The sequence below is a fragment of the Sporosarcina cyprini genome, from assembly GCF_022048975.1.
GTDB lineage: Bacteria > Bacillota > Bacilli > Bacillales_A > Planococcaceae > Sporosarcina > Sporosarcina cyprini.
In genome coordinates, this window is record NZ_JAKMHX010000033.1 from 92,075 (window position 1) to 108,132 (window position 16,058).

Genomic DNA, 16,058 nt, shown 5'->3' on the forward strand with positions numbered 1-16,058 from the left:
AGTAGAAACGGACGACTCAGAAGGTCGGCCGTTTACTGTTATTTTGCTTGATACGCCTTAAATACCTCAGCAGCCATTACGGCTACGTATCCACTTCCATTGTTGTCTTCGACATGTTCAATCATCATGGCGAGGAGGAGTGTCGGATTTTCTGAATTATATGTTACAAAAAAGCCGTTTTCCTGTCCTCTTCCTTCACCTGTCGATTTCAATTCGGCAGTACCGGTCTTGCCAGCAAGCGGGATGTCTGGTAAATTTGCAGCTTGTGCGAATCCGTCCACAACGACGCTGCGCAAATTCGAGCGCATCACAGCTGCATGGTCTGCACTAAGAACATCTTTCTTCCAAACTTGTCCCTTTTCCTCCTCGGTAAAAAGCGTTGGCTTATAAATGACACCATCTGTCAAAAAGGCCTCATACATGGAGGCTAAATGCAAGATGTTCGTCAGCATTTGTCCTTGTCCGAATGAGCTGTCAGCAAGCTGCCCCTCTGAGGTGATTTTGCCGTCATTTGAGATTTGAGAGGCCGACAGGTTCAAGGCGAACGGCAGCTGCTCGCCGAAACCATATTCATGCACCCCATCAATGAATGTCTGGCGTCCCATTTTCAATGCTTGCTGGGCAAAGTAAATATTGTCTGAGTAGATAAGTGCTTTTTTCAAATCCATTGGGTTCGGTGCTTCGGGATGAAGACGTGACACTTTGTAATTGCCCCACGAAGCGTCCTTTTGCCAGGTGCGGCCATTGATGACAATGCCTTCGGTTGGGTTCAGTGTGCCCGCTTTCATTCCGATAGCTGCCGTAATCGGTTTCATTGTCGAACCTGGTGCATAGGCAGCAGCAAAACGATTAAATAATGGCTGCAATGGATCTTCCGATAATTGCTTGTAACGTTCTCCACTCATGCCGAGCATGAAATGGGCAGGGTCAAAACTTGGCGAACTGACGAGAGCAAGCGTTTCGCCTGTTTTCGGATTTACTGCTGCACTCGTGCCAGGTTCGCCTTTCATCGAATCGTAAATCAGCTTTTGTAATTCTGCGTCGATTGTTACGTGGATAGTCTCGCCATCAGTGGCGGGCTTCTCTGCAATTACAACCGGCTCCGCTCCGACATCAGGTTTTTTAATGTAAATCCGGATTCCATCTTGCCCTCGCAGGCGGTCTTCCAGCAAACGTTCGAGGCCTTGGCGTCCGATCAGGTCGGACTCTTTGTAGCCCTGATCCTTTTTTTTCTCCAGCTGTTCGGCCGTAATTTTACCGATATAGCCAGAAAGGTGGGCAAGGGCTTCGCCATAAGGATACTCACGCATCGGCGTCTTTTGGTACGTGACACCAGGGATGGCAATGAGTGAATCAAGCAGATTGGCATCCGTTCTCGCCATTTTTGCAATCGGCACGAAATAATCGGGCTTCACCCAACTTTGGTTTAATTGCTTATCAATGTATTCCGGCGTAACCCCAACCGATTTGGCGAATTCTGCTTTTCTTGCATGATCGAATTTCCCGGGGACAATGCCAACTTCAAAGCCTTTGCCATTGATGGCTATCGGTTGATCATTGCGATCTAAAATTTCTCCGCGTTTTGATTCAATTGTTGCGATTCCTACTGTATCCTTTACATCAAGCTCGGGAAAAATGAAGGACGGATCCCATTTGGCATACCAATTTTCTTCTTCGTCTTGTGTTTCATGAATGAAAACTAGCTTCTTCTCAAAGGAGACAGGGCCAGCTAGCGTGTTCATCTTCACTTGAATAGTGAAAGTTGCAGGTTCTTTTGGGTCCCATTCCGTTTCTTGATCCGGTTTTGTATAGGTGATCTCCAGATCATCAATCGATAAATCCTTTATCAATTTCTCTTGGCGATCGATAAAATTGGCGGTGTCAAATTCCTGTTTTGTCTCATTCGTCAAAAACTGATTGTACATTTGTTTAAAATCATGTTTATTCCAATGATCTACATAGGCTTCAAGCCGTTCTACAGGCGTCGGTTTTTTTTCGCATCCTGCCAGTATGAAGATGAAGCAAAATCCTATCAGGATGAGTAGTCGATTTCTCATGCATTTCCTCCATTCTTTTCATTACTCTGTGTGTTGCATCTAGCTTCTTTTGCATCAGAATAGTACCCTTATTATAAACTTAGAAAAGATTTCCTTCAAATGGATTTGGAAAGGAGTTCCCAATATGTTCGATCCGACAATTTTTGAGAATATTAAAGTGGCGCTAGAAAACCGTGTTTATGATTTAGATACACTGGAAAGAAAAATTTTGATAACGAACCGGACAGATCAAATGGATTTCGCTATTTTGTCCCGCCGGTTTGGTCTCGAATTTATTCTGCTCGACAATGTAGATTTGCGGGCGGAGATTGTTCTGAGCACTTCGCTGCGAGACTTGGCTGGTGAAATTCTGGAGATGAAAGGAGAAGAGCCCGGCTGTTCTTTGACGCTCCGTTTTGTAAGCACCGTCCAGTCGGATGCGGTTCCATACCGCGAAATCGGACAGGTACTGCACACGATTTGGGAGCAGGAAATAGATGTCACGCAGACGGTCAGTTCCGTTCTTGGTGAGGAACCGGCCGAGTTTACGTATACCATTGAAGCTGCGTTCCATACGCGGATTGATGAAGAGCATATGCAGGAAATCGGGAACTTCCTTGTCCATGTGCTGCGTACAATGGAAGCGCTCGGGCGCATCATTGAAGCGATTCAGGAATAACCCCTATCCCTGTGCCGCAAATCCCTATATAATAAGAGAAATCTAAAATAGAAAAGGTGCACGTAAATGAGTTTATTAACAGTAAAAAACATGAGCCACGGATTCGGAGACCGCGCTATATTTGACGATGTTTCGTTCCGTTTGTTGCAAGGTGAACATATCGGTTTGATCGGTGCGAACGGGGAAGGTAAATCCACGTTTATGAATATTATTACACGGAAGTTGGAACCGGACGCAGGAACAGTTAGCTGGGCGAAGCGGGTCCGTGTCGGTTATTTGGATCAGCATGCTGACTTAAAACAGGGAATGAGCATCCGTGATGTACTGCGTACGGCGTTCCAATATTTATACGACGTAGAAGCGGAAATGAATCTTCTGTTTGCCAAGATGGGCGAAGTTGGGCCGGATGAACTGGAAAAGCTACTCGAAGAGACGGGCCAAATGCAAGATGAACTGACGAATAAAGATTTCTACATCATTGATTCGAAAGTTGATGAAGTGGCGAACGGACTTGGCTTGGATGAGTTTGGCCTGGAACGGGATGTCCACGATTTGAGCGGTGGGCAGCGGACGAAGGTACTTCTAGGCAAGCTGCTTCTTGAAAAGCCGGATATCCTCCTTCTCGATGAGCCGACCAACTATTTGGACGTGGAGCATATTGAATGGCTTCGTGGCTATTTGCAGAATTATGATAATGCCTTCATTCTCATCTCGCATGACATTCCTTTCTTGAACAGTGTTGTCCACCTCATTTATCACATGGAGAATCAGCAAATTACCCGCTATCCGGGAGATTATGATGAGTTTTTACGTGTTTATGACATGAAAAAGCAACAGCTGGAAGCGGCTTATAAAAAGCAGCAAAAAGAAATTGCCAATTTGAAAGACTTCGTTGCGCGCAATAAAGCAAATGCTGCAACAAGCCGCATGGCGATGTCACGCCAGAAAAAGCTAGATAAAATGGACGTCATCGAATTGGATGCAGAAAAGCCGAAGCCGCAATTTGATTTCAAGCTCGCCAGGACGCCGGGACGATTCTTGTTCCAGACGAACGATCTTGTCATCGGCTACAACGAACCGTTATCGAGCGCTTTGAATCTGACGATGGAGCGCGGGCAGAAGATTGCCCTTTCCGGAGCCAATGGTATTGGGAAAACGACACTTCTGAAGAGCATCCTCGGTGAGATTCCCGCGCTGTCGGGTTCAGTGGAACTGGGAGAGCATCTTCACATCGGATATTTTGAGCAGGAAATTAAATCGGAGAATAACCGGACTTGTTTAGAAGAAGTATGGGAGGAGTTTCCTCACTTCACGCAGTATGAGGTGCGTGCTGCGCTTGCGAGATGTGGGCTGACGACCAAGCATATTGAGAGCAAGGTGAAGGTGTTAAGCGGGGGAGAACGTGCAAAGGTACGACTATGTAAGTTGATTAACCGAGAAACCAATTTGCTTGTCCTCGATGAGCCCACCAACCATCTCGATCAAGACGCGAAAGATGAGTTAAAGCGCGCCTTACAGGAATACAAAGGAAGCGTCCTCCTCATATCGCATGAACCTCATTTCTATGAGGATGTTGTGACCGATGTATGGAATGGAGAAACATGGACAACAAAGGTATTCTAATGGTTGGGTACCATATTAGCTAAATTGAAAAAGAGTGCTTGGGGGATCGGCAATCATTTGTGCATACTTGAAAAGAACCATCAAATGTTGCCGGTTATCTGCTTGAATTCCAAATGATTGCCGTACGATAGATATCGCGCCTTTGAATGAACGCTAGGAAACAGTATGTTCCGAAGCGTTCTTTTTTTGGTGTATCGCCGGTTACCACCTTCTCGGATTGGATGAACGCTTCATTTGATCCATTTCTTTTGTTAATGCATCCAATTGTTGCTGCATCTTATTCAAATCATTGTCGCGGTTTGAGCCATTCCCAGAGGAATTCCCGTTCCCTGAAGACTTCGCATTGCTGTTTGCTAAATTCTCAAGTGCCATTGCTGCTGAAATAGTTGTAATCCCATCGCCGATTGTGGCAAGCAGACTTCCGAAGAAAGCGAGTTTCGCTATAAGAACCTCGTCGTATACTGACCCGCTGTCCGCTTGGTAAAACAGTCCTTCTTTATTCACGATTCCACCCCTCGCTTCATCTCATCTCCCTTATTTTATGCGGGCATGGCGGACGATGTTTGGGGGAATGAAAAAAAGGAATGCAAGCTCCATTCGGATTGCCTGCATTCCCGTATTATGCCTCATATTCTTTTAAGATTTCATCGACTGTCGACACGACTTCATCCCGCTTCATCTTGTCTTCGCCGTTCTTCAACGCATGTAAAGTGCGTTTCGCCAGTGCAAGAGGTATATTGCAGAAGAGCAGGATATTTTTCGTGGAGATGGATTCAATATATTCATCTGCCATCCGCAAATTGGCCTCCGCATACTCAAACATGTCTCCCCTTGTCCATCCGGCAGGGAAGAACCGGACTCCGCGTTCTGAATCTTCTTCTTGATTCCGTAAAATATTCACTGCCTGTAGGCCTCGTCCATATCCAATGGCAAGCTCCTGATCGGTTTCTGTGCCATCGTACTGCTTCCAAATATCCGACAACATGACACCAACGAGTCCTGCCACATAATATGTATAATCGTCCAAGTCTTCTTTTGTTTGGACTAAGAATGCTTTTCCAACCCATTTGGCCATTCCTGTTGCCATGATGCTTGTCGATTCTTTCACTTTATCGACGTAATCTACAGGGCAGACTGTGAGCCAATCGTCCAAACGCATCGTCACTTCAGGCAGCAGCTCTGCATAAGGGGAGAGAAGTTGAAGGTAGGCTTCTTTGTCAAATCCATTCGCCAGCATTGCCCCGGTTGCTTCCAGCAACTGCTGTTTCACGTCAGCATCCAGTTGTTCGTGGTCTTCGATTTCATCAATGGCGCGCATGCAGAGGTAGGCTGATCCTACTGCCATACGCAACGTAGGATTCAGAAGTTTAATCGGTATATAAAAGGTTCTGCTCGTTTGTTTCAATACGCGCATCGCTTCTTTTTGCAATTTTGTATCGGTAATCAAGAAAACTCCCTCCTTTAACTAAACACGTTCAAAAATCACATTTGCATACTATCCATCATACACTATTTAAGTGGACACATGCCAATCCAGAAACTGCATTAGGAACAATCCCAATTCGATATTTGGAAAGGATTAAAGAATAGATCGAATAAATTATCTTAAAAAAATATATAAAAAGTATTGACAATTGATAACTGGAAATGCTATCCTGAAGAAGTTAGAACAACCAAAACAAGAAAGGGAGGTACGATTATCATGACTAATGTTATTTTTTCCAACACCATTTCCATATTGTATTCGTGCCGTTCCGCTTGGTAATCATTTAACTTTTGACACTCGGAATGGCAGGATTTGCCGTTCTTTTACTATGAGCACACGCTTATGCAAAAGGCGTGTGCTTTTTTGTGTCTAAAAATGAGGGTGTACCCACGCAAAAGCGTGTGACATAAATAAATTAAAGGAGTGCATCAACATGGGAAAGGTATGTAATATCAAGTTTGCAATGAAGGAATATGTAGAAGACGGTTAGTGAAAACCGCAAGTCAACGAATGCAATGAATAAAAAAAGGAGGAAAATGAAATGATTAAGTTATGGATGTCAAAAGAGAACAACAAACGAAAAAATACAAATGAGAAAACGGAGTGGGATTCTTCACCCGACGATTTTGGGATACCATTGCCCCGAAAATAATTGAAGTTCCTTCTCCGCCTAAGGAGAATATAAATTATGCAACAACATATTGATAGAGAAGTTATATATCGACATATGAAGGATTTACAGCTGAGAACGCGTAATCATCGTGCAACTGAAATCCGCCAGAAAAGTGAAAAGAAATGGAAGTTGTCCGCCATTTGGGCATTCTTCCTGTAAGACAACAAAAACCGCCTGGATCATTCCGGCGGTTTTTGTTGCGCTATTATTTGTTTTTGTTATTGCGGTTATTTTTGTTGTTGCGGTTGTTACGCTCAGTATTAGTGTTGGTGTTATCAAAATCAGTACCGAACTCAACACGGTCGCGGTTTTGATTTTGGTCTTGATTTTGATTTTGCTTTTTGTTGTTGCGGTTGTTTTCACGGTTGTTATTTGGCATTGGTTTTCACCTCCAACATTAATATGGTCAGGTCAGCAAGTTTTATCCTCATGGAAAATAAGACAGCTAATGATCGTTCTGCCTCCAAATTTTTCACTATAAATTGGTTTGTTTTGATTGAGTTAAAAAGGGCAAAGCAAGAGAAATGGTTATTGGCCAAAAAAAGAAGCTCCATGCATTGGAGCTTCCCATCAATTTTCTATGGCTTAATCGTTCTTCCGTTGCTTGGCGCGAGCTTCTCCGCCTTTTTCACCGGCTTCTTCCAAGCTCATTTTGCCATTGCTTGTGTTGCCGTCATGCTGCTGGGCACGAGCTTCGCCACCTTTTTTACCGATTTCTTGGTAAAATTCCTTATCGTGATTGCGGGCTGTTGCTTCTCCGCCTTTTTTGCCGATTTCCTCGTAAAAGTCTCTACCATGTTTCTCGGAAGTTGCTTCTCCGCCTTTACGTCCTGCTTCTTCCACCGTCATTTTGTTGTCTTTGTTGTTGTCGTTGTTAGCCATTTGTAAAGTCCTCCTTTGAAAATAGTAGTATCGTGTTGCTATTGTTTTAGTTCCCTGGAGTACTTTATATTAAACGTTGCGATAGATAAAATATGATGTAAGAATCAAAGCTTGCTTGCTTCGAGTACTGTTATGACAAGGTTCTTAAGGTGTGAAAGTTCCTGAAATTTTTTTGCGTTTTTGGTGGATATTTAAATTAACTTCTTACAATCATATTTGTAGTATCGTACATTCCAGTGAAAACAATGGATTTATTTGCTTTGATGAATTCAAATGGCCTATTAAAAACTTACGGAAGAAAAGAGGCCTATTCTGTCAAAACGAAACAGAATAGGCCTCTTCATTGTTATGAGGAACGTATCGAGTTGATTCAAGATATTTTCAGGTTCCACTTCTTATCTTCTGTCGCTTTTCGGATCGAATGCATCCCGCAGACCATCCCCAATGAAGTTGATTGCCAGTACCGTAATTAGAATGCTAAGTCCCGGCGGAATCCATGCTTCGGGGTGATACCTCAGAACCCGGATGTTTTGAGCCTCTGAAATCATGTTGCCCCAAGTCGGTGTCGGTTGCGGTATGCCCATTCCGATGAAGCTTAAGCCTGATTCAAACAAAATCATGGATGCCATCATTAATGTGGCATTGACAATGATAGGCCCTACGGCGTTCGGTATGAAGTGACGGAAAATGATTCGTGAATCTCTGGCACCAATTGCTCTCGCTCCTAACACAAATTCCTGTTCGCGCAGCGAGAGGAATGTCCCTCGAACAATTCGGGCGAGGGAAGGCCAGGCAGTCACGGCAATAATGACGATGAAGAGCCCAATCGTCACTTTTTCGAGCAGCGCCATGATGGTCATCGCCAAGACGATGAAGGGAAGAGCTAGAATCAAATCGGTAATGCGCATGATGATGTTGTCGATAATTCCGCCATAGTAGCCGCTAACCGCTCCCATAATGAGCCCGATTAATACGGTGAAGAGCATCGCACTGAATCCAATGGTCAAAGAAATGCGGGAACCGTAAAGCAACCGGGCGAAATTATCGCGACCCGAGCTATCCGTGCCCAATATGTGGTCACTGCTCGGTTTCTGCTCTACCATGAGCAAGTTTGCTTCCTCCGGGTCGTATTCTGTGAGCAGTGGTGCAAATACAGACGCACAGACGATGAGTGTCAGAACCACGAGTCCGGCAATGGCGAGTTTGTTCCGCATGAAGCGACGCATCGATAATTGGAAGGGGCTTCTATGTTTCCGGTCCATGTCCAGCGTTAGTTCTTCTGCAGGACGTTCATTATTAGATATGGATTGCATTAGTATTCACCTCAATCATAGCGGATCCTCGGATCGACAATGCTGTAGAATATATCTGCTAATAGATTTCCGACGAGTATGGCGACTCCTAGCAGAAGGGCAATTGCCATGATGACGGGATAATCACGATTCACGACAGAGCCGATGAACAGTGTTCCGAGACCAGGAAAATTAAAAACTTGTTCAGTAATGATGGCGCCGCCCAAGAGAGCTCCGAATTCAAACCCCATCAACGTAATGATTGGAATCATGGCATTGCGAAGCGTATGCTTATACAACACGTTCCGGTCGCTCATTCCTTTAGCTTTTGCGGTCCGTATATAATCGCTGCCGAGCACGTCCATTACTTCGGATCGCATATACCTCATATAAGTCGCAGTTCCTGCTAGTCCCAAAGTTAGTCCAGGAAGTACCATATGATGAATACGGTCTTTGAATTCCGCGAAACCGGACAAGTCGTTGCTCGAAACGGTTCCTTGTGCGGGAAACCAGCCAAGATTGATAGACAGCAAATAGATGGCTACGAGACCGAAAAAGAAATTGGGTACTGCCAAACCGAAGAAACCGAAAGTCGTTGCCCCATAGTCAAGAAGCGAATAAGGATGACGGGCGGAATAGATGCCGATTGGAATGGCTACGATCAAAGTTATGCCAAGAGAGAACAATCCTAGGTAAACGGTGTTTTTGACGCGCTCTTTAATCAGGCTTTCAACTGAACGGCCGTTATAGGTAATTGATTTCCCCAAATTGCCTTTAGCCACGGAAGAGACCCACGTCAAATATTGTTCTGGAATCGATTTATCAAGGCCAAGTGCTGCACGTTGCTGTTCGAATACGATCGGATCTACATTCGGATCAAGAATCTTACCTGTGAACGGATCGCCGGGAGCAGCTTTCGCCAGTCCGAATACGATGATGGAAAGGGCTAGCAGCATGGGGATGAATACTAAAATTCTACGTATGATATACTGATACATTTTTTATCCTCCCATGAAGAGGGAGAGTATGCCGCATCCAGCCGGCATACTCCCACAGTGTCTTCAATTACTTAGCGTCCTCTACCCACCATTCGTGAGCATCCTGGTACATCGTATGCGGCATTGGCTTAATTCCTTGGATGCGGTCATTGTATGCCCAAATACTGTTTTGTGCATATAAAAGTAATGCCGGCAAATCCTCGGAGAAAAGTTGTTGCCATTCTTTATAAACTTCTGCGCGGAAATCCTTATCGAATGCATCAGGAGCTTTCAACCCTTTTTGGAGTAGCTCTTCTGATTTTGGATTGTTCCAGCGGGAGAAGTTATAGCCAACTTTAGTTCCCCATAGGCCGGATGGATCCGGATCAGTGCTTCCAAGGCTCCAGCCGATCAAGTAAAGGTCAAAGTCTGTATTGTCGTTTGTCAAATCAGGTACATACGCAGACATTTCCTTTGGCTGGCGCATGTTCACTTGAATACCGACTTTTTCAAGATCGTTCTTCAACAGTGGAGCTGATCTTTCACGCAATTCATTGCCTGTCGGATAGTCAAGGTTAAGAACCCACTTATTGCCTTCCGGATCTTCACGGAATCCATCGCCATCCTTATCGACATATCCTTCTTCATCTAGCATCTGCATCGCCTTTTCAGGGTCGTATGTGTAGTTTACAGCTGCTTTATCGTCATACACCCAGAATTGTGTCGCGATTGGAGAATTGATTGGCTGGCCACGGCCATGCAGCAATCCTTGCCCGTGTCCTTCACCGACAAGTCCTTGACGGTTTACAGAATAAGCAATCGCTTGGCGGACTTTCTGATTGGACAATTTTTTGTTTGGAATCCAATTGTCAGGATTGATGGCTCCAGATTCAACGTCTGCTGTCGTCCTGTGGTTATGTTTGAAGCCCATTAACTGATAACCGAAATCAGGCTGCTCAATAATTTTAACATTGCCATACTCGCTGACCATTTCATAATCAGCTGGGGCAATACCGCCTGGGCTTGCGATGAAATCAATTTCACCTTTTTCAAGCAGGCCGGTCATGACCGACTGGGCGATCACTTTCCAAACGATTTTGTCTAAGTGTGGCGCACCTTGCCAGTAGTCGCCATGTTTCTCAAGAACATATTGTTCCCGCTCAACCATATCCGTAAATTTGAAAGGACCTGTTCCAATCACTTTTCCTGGCTGCAAGGATGCTTCCGCTTCAGGGATTTCCGCTACAGGGATGTCCTTGAAAATATGCTCAGGGATGATAGAGAAGCTGGCCGTGTAGAGTGGTGTGACGTTCGGCTCTTTAAATTTGAAAGTTACTTGGTAGTCGCTGTCTGCCACGACGCCGATGAACTCATCTGTTTCGCCGGAGACATACTCGTCATATCCTAGCAACGGCGTTACATAGTTCGTACGGACACCGCCCGCATTGACGTAATCCGGATCAGAAATTGCTTTGTACGTATAGACGACGTCATGCGCAGTAAATTCTTCTCCATCGTGCCACTTAACGCCTTCTTCCAAAGTAAACGTAATCTCAGTCTGGTCATCATTTACTTTCCATTCCTTTGCAAGGCTTGGGGTGAACTCTAAATTCTCGTCTTGCGAAACTAAGCCTTCATGGGTGAAGTTAAGGATATTGGCTTCATAGGCTTCTTGATAGAATATTGGGTTGAACATACCAGTAGGTGCCGAGTACATTGCACCCGTGATTGTTCCGCCTTCCTTCGGGCCGGAAGAAGCATCGGCCTCATCATCTTTATTTGTCTCTTCAGCTGTCGGTTTTTCTGCTTCTGCAGGCTTCTCTTCGCCGTCTTCCTTATTGCAGGCTGCCAGCACCATGCCGAAAACCAATAGCAAAAGAAGAAGGAATACGTACTGTTTACTTCGTTTTACCAATTGAAATCCCCCTTTATATTTTGTTTGATGAAAAACTGAGGTTCGTATGAAAGCCGGTCATCTCCACTCGCTGCATCACCCCCTACAAGGAAATCCATTTTGTTATGCGGACAGACGAAGGCTTCCTAGAGTATATTTAGTTGCTGTCATATAAATGACAAGCGACAAAATGGTCTGCTTCAATCTCTATCAGCTCTGGCCGGTCAATTGCGCATCGATCGTGTGCCTGGGGACATCTTGTCCGGAATGTACAGCCCGACGGCGGATTGGCGGGGCTTGGAAGATCCCCGGATAATTTAATTTTTTCCCGTTTCGTTTTGCCTGTCTCTTCATCCAAATCGATAATTGGAATCGATGACAGCAACGCTTTTGTATATGGATGTAGCGGATTTTCGTATAACCGGTTCTTTGGCGCAATCTCAGCGAGGCGGCCCAAATACATGACCGCTACCCGTTCGCTAATATGTTTAACGACGCTTAAATCATGGGCGATGAATAGATATGTCAAGCCAAACTCATCTTGAAGATCTTTCATGAGATTGAGCACTTGGGCTTGAATGGACACATCGAGCGCGGATACGGGTTCATCACAAATGACGAATTTAGGCTTTAAGACCAATGCCCGGGCGATGCTGATTCGCTGTCGCTGGCCACCGGAAAACTCATGCGGATACTTTTGCCGGTCACTTGGCCGCAAGCCGACCTTCTCGATAATTTCCAAAATCCTCGCTTTGCGTTCTTTTTTGTTCAAAAGTCCTTGGACAATGAGGGGCTCCTCGATCAGCTGCTCGACACTCATTTTGGAATTCAGCGAGGCAAAAGGGTCTTGGAATACAATTTGCATATCCTGCCGGTATGGGCGAACTTGCCGTTGCTTTAAATGGGTGATGTCCGCGTCCTGGAACATGATCTTACCTTCGGTTGGATCCAGCAGCCGAATCAGCAGCCGGCCCAACGTTGACTTACCGGAGCCTGATTCGCCGACAATCCCTAATGTTTCACCTTTATAAATAGTAAATGAAACATCATCAACGGCTTTTAATTGGCCGATTGTACGCTTCAAAACGCCACCTTTTATAGGGAAATATTTTTTGACGTTCTTCACATCAATTAATACTTCTTTCTTTTCTTCAGATGTTTGATAGTGACTGGACTCGGTGGTTGTTTTCAGAGTCATGGCGTCTCACCTCCATCGTAGAGAAAACAACGGACGTAATGATCTTTCTCCAATTCGGTCAATGCGGGGTTCGATTCTTTGCAACGATCCATGACAAAAGGGCAGCGGGTAGAAAAACGGCATCCTTTTGGAAAGTTGTACGCTGGTGGAACAGTGCCCTTAATAGTGCCAAGCCGTTCAACGTCTTGATCGATGCTTGGCAGGCTGCTGAGCAACCCTTGTGTATATGGGTGTTTAGTCAGTTTCAAAAGTTGTTTTGTTGGGGCTTGTTCAACAATTTGACCGCCATACATCACCATGACGCGATCCGTGTATTCATAGACGACACCAAGATCATGTGTGATGAGCAAAAGCGCCATATTGTACCTCTTTTGCATTTCGAGAAGCAGGTCGAGGATTTGGGCTTGAATTGTTACATCCAGGGCAGTTGTCGGTTCATCGGCAATCAGCAGCTCCGGTTCGCAAGATATGGCCATCGCGATCATGACACGCTGGCGCATACCGCCCGATAATTGGTGGGGAAACTCGTGGATGATTTGTTCGGGTCTTGGGATACCGACGATACGCAATAATTCAATTGCTTTTTCATGTGCTTGCTTTTTCGAGAGTTTCTTATGCTTGCGGAGAGTTTCCGTCATTTGGCTCCCAATCGTGAAAACAGGATTCAGTGCGGTCATTGGTTCTTGGAAGATCATGCCGATATGATTGCCGCGGACGGATGTCATCTGTTTCGATTTCAGCGTAGCCAGATTGCGTTCATTCAACCGGATCGCACCGTCGACGATCTGGCCCGGCTTGTTAATCAACTGCATGATGGAAAGGGCTGTAATGCTTTTTCCGCTGCCAGACTCCCCGACGATTGCGACTGTTTCACCGGGATAGACGGAAAAAGAAATATCATCCACCGCTTTTGCAACAACATCCTTCTCCAAATAAAAATATGTCTTCAGATTACTGACATCCAGTACAGGTTGATTGCTCATAGGGTCACTCCATTTCAATGTGATGACACTTCCGATACGGCCAGAGCCGCCCGTATAGGAGATTGTCCTGACAATTATCTATGATACTAATGACTAATGAAGAGAGTGTCAATATAAAATTAAGAAAAATCAGTTTATTAGACAAGATAGCACCGGTTTCGACAATTTTTGATAAAAGTAGAAGGGTTTATTGGGGAGATATTCTACAAAATATTCAGTTTTTATTTGATCTAAGACTGATACGAAAGGTGAGGGATTGATAGAAAGTAACAAAAAAAGCAAAGGGAAGCTGGTCCCTTTGCCGGAATTTCTAACTATTATTCAATTGGTTAAGGCAGTATTGCAAAAGACCGAACCGGGAAGCCGGATGCCTTTTCGGGTTTCGGAACAATATTGAAGATGACAGCTCCTTTGGCAGGGCACTTGTCCAAATTCGTCATCAATTCAATCTGGTACGTATCTTGATCGAGTACATAATACTCACCTTCCAATTTTCCTTTCGCACGGAAATCTGCGGCGGAGTCAGTATCATACGTTTCATGGCCAACTGCTTTCACATGGCGCTGCTCGAAGAGGAATTGTAGGGCATCAAGACCCCAGCCCGGAATCCGGTTGTTGCCCTCGCTGTCCTTGTTATTGAAGGCTTCTGCATCCGGCCATCTTTTACTCCAATCTGTACGAAGCGCCACAAACGTTCCTTCTTCGATCGGTCCATGAATCTTCTCAAAATCAAGGATATGTTGAACCCCCAGTGTAAAGTCGTTATCTTCCGCCGCTTCTTTTGATTTATCGATGACGACAAGTGGCAGAACTAACTCTTTTAACTGCAGTTCTTCAAGATAGCGGGTATCGCGGACAAAGTGAATAGGTGCATCGATATGCGTCCCATATTGCCCTGGAAACGTAAATTGTTGAGCTAGAAAACCATCATCATGGTTAAAAAGTGTCTCAAATTTGGCGTCGTCGAACATGAAAAAGTGTGGAGAATCAGGGCCGAACGTATGGGTAAGATCAATCCACTCTTTTGATTTCAGAAGCTGCAGAGCCTCATGTATTTCAGTACTGGTTTTAATCGTCATTTCCATCCCTCTTTCTTCGCGTGTTTTCTATATTAAATGAGCAGTTTCATGTAACTCTGAAGGTACTTTACGACAAGGAGGACACTTGCTCGGTCGTTCTGCTGGCGGCTTTCAATGCTTGCTGAACATCTTCAATTAAGTCTTCTGCATCCTCCAGGCCAACTGAAAACCGCAGAAGCCGGTCATCAATCCCACGGCGCAGGCGCTCCTCGAGCGGGATATCCATATGAGTTTGTGTCGTCGGATATGTAATGAAGCTTTCGACTCCGCCAAGACTTTCAGCAAACGTAATCAGCTTTAGATTTTCTAGGAAGGGGCCGATCCATTCGCTCTTTTGAAGACGGAAGGATACCATGCCGCCTTGCCCTGCGTACAAGACACTATCGATCAGCGGCTCTTTTTCTAAATAGGCGACAATCTCCTTGGCATTCGCATCATGGGCGCGCATCCGTACGTGAAGTGTCTTCAACCCACGGACAACAAGCCAAGAATCAAATGGGGACAATGTCGCGCCAATGGCATTATGATTTTTGCCGAGCTGTTCACATAATGACTCTCCCTTGGCAACGACGAGGCCAGCAAGTACATCATTATGTCCGCCGATATATTTCGTAGCACTGTGGATGACGATGTCTGCTCCATCTTCAATCGGCCTTTGATAAAAAGGTGTTAAGAATGTATTGTCGACGATGAGATAAAGGCCGTGCTTCTTTGCCAAATCAGCATAAGTGGCAACATCGATTTGCTGCATGAGTGGATTTGTCGGTGTTTCTAGAAAGAGAGCTTTAGTCTTATCGGTAATTAATTGTTCAACTTCTTCTACGGTTTCAAAGGAAGCGTATGTTGTCTGGATGCCATAAAGATCTTCATATTGGTCAAATAGGCGGTAGGTGCCGCCATAAAGATCCTCCGGCGCAATCAATTCATCACCTGAACGGAACAAGGAGAGAACGAGTTGAATTGCTGCCATGCCAGAACTGCAAGCATAGCCTTGATCTCCACCTTCCAATTCTGCAATGCCTTCCTCCAAAATGGTGCGTGTTGGATTTTTCGTACGGGTATAGTCGTAACCTGTTGATTGACCGAGCCCGTCATGCTTATAAGCGGTGGACAAATAAATAGGCGGGTTGACGGCACCCGTCCTCGGATCACTCTGATTCCCCAGCTGAACAAATTTCGTATCTAAACATCGTTTTTTCATTTTTGTATCTCCTTTGTCAGAAAAATAAAAAAGGACCCTGCAAGAAGAGGGCCCT

Annotated in this window: 15 protein-coding genes; 3 read left to right on the forward strand and 12 right to left on the reverse strand. The window is 45.0% G+C overall.

All coding sequences use genetic code 11. The features are described from left to right. Positions 1–38: 38 nt before the first annotated feature. Positions 39–2,057: a penicillin-binding transpeptidase domain-containing protein gene (locus L7D49_RS17835; RefSeq protein WP_238083438.1), complete on the reverse strand. Its 2,019-nt coding sequence runs from the start codon at positions 2,055–2,057 to the stop codon at positions 39–41. 124 nt (positions 2,058–2,181) lie between these two features. On the opposite strand from L7D49_RS17835, the gene L7D49_RS17840 reads away from it, so the two are divergent. Both L7D49_RS17840 and L7D49_RS17845 read left to right on the forward strand, forming a co-directional pair. After that, positions 2,182–2,715, forward strand: a complete 534-nt coding sequence (locus L7D49_RS17840) for a hypothetical protein (protein ID WP_238083440.1) — start codon at positions 2,182–2,184, stop codon at positions 2,713–2,715. A 66-nt stretch (positions 2,716–2,781) separates the two neighbouring features. After that, positions 2,782–4,338, forward strand: coding sequence for an ABC-F family ATP-binding cassette domain-containing protein (locus L7D49_RS17845; protein WP_238083442.1), 1,557 nt, complete (start codon positions 2,782–2,784; stop codon positions 4,336–4,338). A gap of 201 nt (positions 4,339–4,539) precedes the next feature. On the opposite strand, the gene L7D49_RS17850 is transcribed toward L7D49_RS17845, so the two are convergent. Beyond that, positions 4,540–4,842 (reverse strand): hypothetical protein, encoded by a 303-nt coding sequence (locus L7D49_RS17850; RefSeq protein WP_238083444.1) that lies wholly within the window; start codon positions 4,840–4,842, stop codon positions 4,540–4,542. 115 nt (positions 4,843–4,957) lie between these two features. After that, complete coding sequence (locus L7D49_RS17855; RefSeq protein WP_418895908.1) at positions 4,958–5,752, reverse strand: squalene/phytoene synthase family protein; 795 nt, start codon at positions 5,750–5,752, stop codon at positions 4,958–4,960. A gap of 760 nt (positions 5,753–6,512) precedes the next feature. Between L7D49_RS17855 and L7D49_RS17860 the strand changes: the two genes are divergently transcribed. Continuing rightward, positions 6,513–6,656 (forward strand): hypothetical protein, encoded by a 144-nt coding sequence (locus L7D49_RS17860; protein WP_238083448.1) that lies wholly within the window; start codon positions 6,513–6,515, stop codon positions 6,654–6,656. 46 nt (positions 6,657–6,702) lie between these two features. Here the strand turns inward: L7D49_RS17860 and L7D49_RS17865 are convergent, their stop codons facing one another. From L7D49_RS17865 to L7D49_RS17905, 9 genes are all read right to left on the reverse strand, one after another. Continuing rightward, positions 6,703–6,876 carry a hypothetical protein gene (locus L7D49_RS17865; RefSeq protein ID WP_238083450.1) on the reverse strand — a complete coding sequence of 58 codons (174 nt, stop codon included), beginning with the start codon at positions 6,874–6,876 and terminating at the stop codon, positions 6,703–6,705. Positions 6,877–7,082: 206 nt separating this feature from the next. Beyond that, positions 7,083–7,379, reverse strand: coding sequence for a KGG domain-containing protein (locus tag L7D49_RS17870; RefSeq protein WP_238083451.1), 297 nt, complete (start codon positions 7,377–7,379; stop codon positions 7,083–7,085). Positions 7,380–7,774: 395 nt separating this feature from the next. Further along, entirely contained in the window at positions 7,775–8,692 is a 918-nt protein-coding gene (gene opp4C / locus L7D49_RS17875) for an oligopeptide ABC transporter permease (protein ID WP_418895904.1), read from the reverse strand. An 11-nt stretch (positions 8,693–8,703) separates the two neighbouring features. Next, positions 8,704–9,669, reverse strand: coding sequence for an ABC transporter permease (locus L7D49_RS17880; RefSeq protein ID WP_238083453.1), 966 nt, complete (start codon positions 9,667–9,669; stop codon positions 8,704–8,706). A gap of 67 nt (positions 9,670–9,736) precedes the next feature. After that, a complete protein-coding gene (locus L7D49_RS17885; protein WP_336246405.1) occupies positions 9,737–11,563 on the reverse strand; it encodes a peptide-binding protein in 1,827 nt (608 codons plus the stop codon). Positions 11,564–11,699: 136 nt separating this feature from the next. Continuing rightward, positions 11,700–12,740 (reverse strand): ABC transporter ATP-binding protein, encoded by a 1,041-nt coding sequence (locus L7D49_RS17890; protein WP_238083455.1) that lies wholly within the window; start codon positions 12,738–12,740, stop codon positions 11,700–11,702. After that, a complete protein-coding gene (locus tag L7D49_RS17895; RefSeq protein WP_238083457.1) occupies positions 12,737–13,723 on the reverse strand; it encodes an ABC transporter ATP-binding protein in 987 nt (328 codons plus the stop codon). Before L7D49_RS17895 ends, L7D49_RS17890 begins: the two co-directional genes overlap by 4 nt. Positions 13,724–14,052: 329 nt before the next feature. Further along, positions 14,053–14,802 carry a cyclase family protein gene (locus tag L7D49_RS17900; RefSeq protein ID WP_238083460.1) on the reverse strand — a complete coding sequence of 250 codons (750 nt, stop codon included), beginning with the start codon at positions 14,800–14,802 and terminating at the stop codon, positions 14,053–14,055. A 67-nt stretch (positions 14,803–14,869) separates the two neighbouring features. Continuing rightward, complete coding sequence (locus tag L7D49_RS17905; protein ID WP_238083462.1) at positions 14,870–16,003, reverse strand: methionine biosynthesis PLP-dependent protein; 1,134 nt, start codon at positions 16,001–16,003, stop codon at positions 14,870–14,872. Between the last annotated feature and the right edge of the window lie 55 nt (positions 16,004–16,058).

Excerpts from the sequence above, each read along its gene's own strand:
- L7D49_RS17840 (WP_238083440.1), top strand. The coding sequence starts at position 2,182 with ATGTTCGATCCGACAATTTTTGAGAATATTAAAGTGGCGCTAGAAAAC.
- L7D49_RS17900 (WP_238083460.1), bottom strand. The coding sequence starts at position 14,802 with ATGACGATTAAAACCAGTACTGAAATACATGAGGCTCTGCAGCTTCTG.
- L7D49_RS17890 (WP_238083455.1), bottom strand. The coding sequence starts at position 12,740 with ATGACTCTGAAAACAACCACCGAGTCCAGTCACTATCAAACATCTGAA.
- L7D49_RS17865 (WP_238083450.1), bottom strand. The coding sequence starts at position 6,876 with ATGCCAAATAACAACCGTGAAAACAACCGCAACAACAAAAAGCAAAAT.
- L7D49_RS17880 (WP_238083453.1), bottom strand. The coding sequence starts at position 9,669 with ATGTATCAGTATATCATACGTAGAATTTTAGTATTCATCCCCATGCTG.
- L7D49_RS17855 (WP_418895908.1), bottom strand. The coding sequence starts at position 5,752 with ATGCGCGTATTGAAACAAACGAGCAGAACCTTTTATATACCGATTAAA.
- L7D49_RS17835 (WP_238083438.1), bottom strand. The coding sequence starts at position 2,057 with ATGAGAAATCGACTACTCATCCTGATAGGATTTTGCTTCATCTTCATA.
- L7D49_RS17845 (WP_238083442.1), top strand. The coding sequence starts at position 2,782 with ATGAGTTTATTAACAGTAAAAAACATGAGCCACGGATTCGGAGACCGC.
- opp4C (WP_418895904.1), bottom strand. The coding sequence starts at position 8,692 with ATGCAATCCATATCTAATAATGAACGTCCTGCAGAAGAACTAACGCTG.
- L7D49_RS17860 (WP_238083448.1), top strand. The coding sequence starts at position 6,513 with ATGCAACAACATATTGATAGAGAAGTTATATATCGACATATGAAGGAT.
- L7D49_RS17905 (WP_238083462.1), bottom strand. The coding sequence starts at position 16,003 with ATGAAAAAACGATGTTTAGATACGAAATTTGTTCAGCTGGGGAATCAG.
- L7D49_RS17895 (WP_238083457.1), bottom strand. The coding sequence starts at position 13,723 with ATGAGCAATCAACCTGTACTGGATGTCAGTAATCTGAAGACATATTTT.
- L7D49_RS17870 (WP_238083451.1), bottom strand. The coding sequence starts at position 7,379 with ATGGCTAACAACGACAACAACAAAGACAACAAAATGACGGTGGAAGAA.